This is a genomic window from Methylorubrum sp. Q1 (assembly GCF_004683995.1).
GTDB lineage: Bacteria > Pseudomonadota > Alphaproteobacteria > Rhizobiales > Beijerinckiaceae > Methylobacterium.
The window spans coordinates 1-1,213 of sequence record NZ_SRHQ01000082.1; the positions used below are offsets into that span (position 1 = coordinate 1).

General features: G+C 69.2%; 1 protein-coding gene. It reads left to right on the forward strand.

What is annotated here, in order from left to right:
- Window positions 1–5: 5 nt before the first annotated feature.
- On the forward strand, window positions 6–1,213 hold a 1,208-nt coding region (locus tag E4V01_RS25340), incomplete at its 3' end, for a UDP-glucose/GDP-mannose dehydrogenase family protein (RefSeq protein WP_135300293.1).

A 1,213-nucleotide genomic window follows, 5' to 3' on the forward strand; every position in this document is an offset into this window, starting at 1 on the left:
CACCGATGCGCATCGCGATGATTGGCTCGGGCTATGTCGGCCTCGTGTCGGGCGCCTGCCTGGCCGATTTCGGCCACGAGGTCGTCTGCATCGACAAGGATCCCGGCAAGATCGCCGCCCTCAACGAGGGCCGCATGCCGATCTACGAGCCCGGCCTCGACACCCTCGTCGCCGAGAACGTGCGGGCCAAACGCCTCACCTTCTCCACCGACCTCAAGCCCGCCGTTGCCCAGGCGCAAGCGGTGTTCATCGCGGTGGGCACCCCGTCCCGCCGCGGCGACGGCTTTGCCGACCTCTCCTACGTCTACGCCGCGGCCCGCGAGATCGCCGAGGCGCTCACCGGCTACACCGTGGTCGTCACCAAATCGACCGTGCCCGTCGGCACCGGCGACGAGGTCGAGCGCATCCTCCGCGAGGCCCGCCCCGACATCGATGTCGGCGTCGCCTCCAACCCCGAATTCCTGCGCGAGGGTGCGGCCATCGACGACTTCAAGCGGCCCGACCGCATCGTCATCGGCGCCGAGGACGCCCGCGCAGTCGCCGTGATGCAGGAGGTCTACCGCCCGCTCTACCTCAACGCCGCGCCGATCCTGCTCACCGGACGGCGCACGGCCGAGCTGACCAAATATGCCGCCAACGCGTTCCTGGCCACCAAGATCACCTTCATCAACGAGATCGCGGATCTGTGCGAGCAGGTCGGGGCCAACGTGCAGGAGGTCGCCCGCGGCATCGGCCTCGACAACCGCATCGGCGCGAAGTTCCTGCATGCGGGACCGGGCTATGGCGGCTCGTGCTTCCCCAAGGACACGCTGGCGCTGGTGAAGACGGCGCAGGATTACGGCACGCCGGTGCGGATCGTCGAGACGGTGGTGGCGGTCAACGACCAGAGGAAGCGCGCGATGGCGCGCAAGGTGATCGCGGCCTGCGGCGGGTCCGTGCGGGGCAAGCGGGTGGCGCTCCTGGGCCTGACGTTCAAGCCGAACACCGACGACATGCGCGATGCGCCCTCGCTGTCGATCATCGCCGGCTTGCAGGATGCGGGCGCGCAGATCGTGGCCTACGATCCGGAGGGGATGGAGCAGGCGCGGCCGCTGCTTCAGGGCGTCGCTTACGCCGAGGACGCCTATGCCTGCGCCGAAGGCGCGGACGCGCTGGTGATCGTGACGGAGTGGAATGCGTTCCGGGCGCTCGATCTCGCCCGGCTGAAGGGGCT